We start from the raw sequence: 2,479 nt of genomic DNA, 5'->3' as shown, positions 1-2,479 counted from the left end.
GCCTGTACTGGATTCTTAAAGGAAACTAAACGATTCACAGATGAATTTCCACTAACCCTTGAAGATTGAATTTCTTCCCATTCTCCTGACTTGTTTTTAAATTGCATATGAAAATCTTCCACAGCATCATTTTCCCCAAATCCCGAGTAGAGAGCAATGGCTTTAACTGAAGTTTCTTTAAGGAGTTCTATCTCTAACCAAATGTTGTCAGAGTTCCCCTTAGTACCAATCCAGCGAGATTCATTAGAGATTTCTCCATCTATAGCATTAGCCTTTTTAAAACTCTTGTAATCTGCTGAACTGTTTTTTACTTGAAGATCTTCGATTATATCACAATTTGCTGAGATAAGAGTTATGAATGCCCCCAATAAGAACATATATATTTTGAATTTAAAATTCATCATGAAAAACTTTTTTTGAAGTGAATGAGACATTTAACTACCTATTTGTTAATTCTTAGTAAGAAACAATGTATCTCAATTGTTGAATCGGTAATGAAATATAATTAAATATTTTATACATGAAAGTTATATATATTAATCAAATTCAGTGTCAGAGGCTCCATAACATTCGTTCGCTTCAGCATTGAATAATACCTTCATACTTTTGGTGTTTTTAGCACTGCCATCAGCATATACTTGATTTATATCTGTAGGCCTGGCTTTATAAACTTCAAGAGAAGGATTATCCGAATAGAATTGATGTTTGGTACTGACTGTTCCTTGGTGACTTGATCTCCAATGTGACCCAGCAAAATAGTAAGCAGTGTCACCTAAAACAGCGTTTCGGGGAGACCACCGAGCCAAATTTCTATCAAGAATTTTCCCTCCAATTCCATTAAGGTTTCCCCAATATTGTATGGTACCTCTTCTCTCGTAAGACCTAGTATTGAGCGGTGTGTCTATATCTGGTAATTCACTAAAAAATGCACATTTCCAGACAGCAAAGTTTCCTATGTATGACTTAAGATTGACGCTCAAATCAGCTCTTACCCCCCAGGTATCTGTAGGTGACCAGTAAGTCATTGGGTGTATTTCAGTGCTACTCAGTGGAAGGTTGTTATTATTATCTTGTGAATATCGTATAAGTGCGGTTGTTGATTGTTTTAAGTTGGATAAACAAACCGCATTTATTGCCTCTTTTCTCGCTTTCCTTAGGCTTGGTAAAAGAATAGTCAGCAGAATAGCTATAATTGCTATTACTACCAGCAGTTCTATTAGTGTAAATTTTTTATTAAACATCTAATTACCTGTTCGTTAATTCTTAGTAAGAAAAAATATTCCTAAATTGTTGAATCAGCAATGAAATACAATTAAATATTTTATACATAAAGTTACATATATTGATCAAAGAATAACTATAATCACTCTCAAATATTATAAAGTTATTTAGCTTGATTCATTTTTATACAACTCAAGAGCAAATAACATTAGTCAGTATTTTTTCCTATGGAGCAAATTCAGTGTCAGAGGCTCCATAACATTGGGCCCCTGAGTCATTAAATAATACCTTCATACGGTAATATAGATGACCTTGACATGAGTTAGCAATTTTTTTGAAAACTTATGTATTTACTGATATTTTAAAAGCCACGTCCTGTGGGCGTATACATTGCCATCAATTCATAATTTCTCCTTTACTCGTAGCAACGGATTTCAAATAAAGCTGCAGGTAAGTTTTCAGCTGGAGATGCAAGTTCAACTTGCAAGGAGTCTGTAATTGTGGGTGTATCCAGGATAATACTATTTTGAGTTTGATAATTACCTTTACATTCATAAACTACATTTTCTTCAGCATCCAGAATTCTGTAATCTTGAACACAGAACGGAATAACATCACAAGGGTGCCCCATGAGAACAGATTCCATTGGATGATCCCAGTCAGTATCGAAACTCAGCTCAATACGGCGAATGGTTTTTTCTTCATTCCACTTAAGGTTCAAAGCTGGCTGTTTGTCGCTTAACTCAGCTACCCAGGCATTCGGTCCAAGAATGGAACGGCTGAACCCATTGGTGAGATTTTCTTCATTAAAAAGTTTAATAGATGGCTCAACTTTCATAGCAAAGTTCTTCCCTTCAGGCCAGCGATGCGGAATCCAGAATTCAAATGTATCAACACCAATGTCACCTTTGGGAGCCTGGACATTACTTTTAGCCACTTTTGCGTCTGCATGAGCGAAGACAGATAAGACGCCAGTCCCCATTTGTCTCATATTTGACTGCCACTAGGCTTATCGAGGCGAATCGAGTAATTTATAATTATATCCCGGCCTGATTGCAAAGGAAATTGCTCCAGTTTTCTTATCATGATCAAATTCTACGTGCGACCGTCTGACCCAGATCAAATTCTACGTGCGACCGTCTGACCTAACGTGCGACCGTCTGACCCATGCCAGAAGGTACGCGGTTTCGTATTAAGCCGATTGAATTGCCAATTCTAGTCGGACAGAATGATCAATTCTTTCATTTTATTTTTCCTC

At 36.5% G+C, this 2,479-nt stretch carries 3 protein-coding genes; all 3 read right to left on the bottom strand.

Going from position 1 to position 2,479, the window contains the following annotated elements:
* On the bottom strand, nt 1–434 hold a 434-nt coding region (locus HRT72_07280), incomplete at its 3' end, for a discoidin domain-containing protein (GenBank protein NQY67507.1).
* Nucleotides 435–536: 102 nt separating this feature from the next.
* Entirely contained in the window at nt 537–1,241 is a 705-nt protein-coding gene (locus tag HRT72_07275) for a prepilin-type N-terminal cleavage/methylation domain-containing protein (protein NQY67506.1), read from the bottom strand.
* Between the two features lie 395 nt (nt 1,242–1,636).
* Complete coding sequence (locus HRT72_07270; GenBank protein NQY67505.1) at nt 1,637–2,203, bottom strand: hypothetical protein; 567 nt, start codon at nt 2,201–2,203, stop codon at nt 1,637–1,639.
* Between the last annotated feature and the right edge of the window lie 276 nt (nt 2,204–2,479).

Source organism: Flavobacteriales bacterium (genome assembly GCA_013214975.1).
GTDB lineage: Bacteria > Bacteroidota > Bacteroidia > DT-38 > DT-38 > DT-38.
The sequence above is the reverse complement of the archived record's forward strand: the minus strand, read 5'-3'. Positions and strand labels throughout refer to the sequence as shown.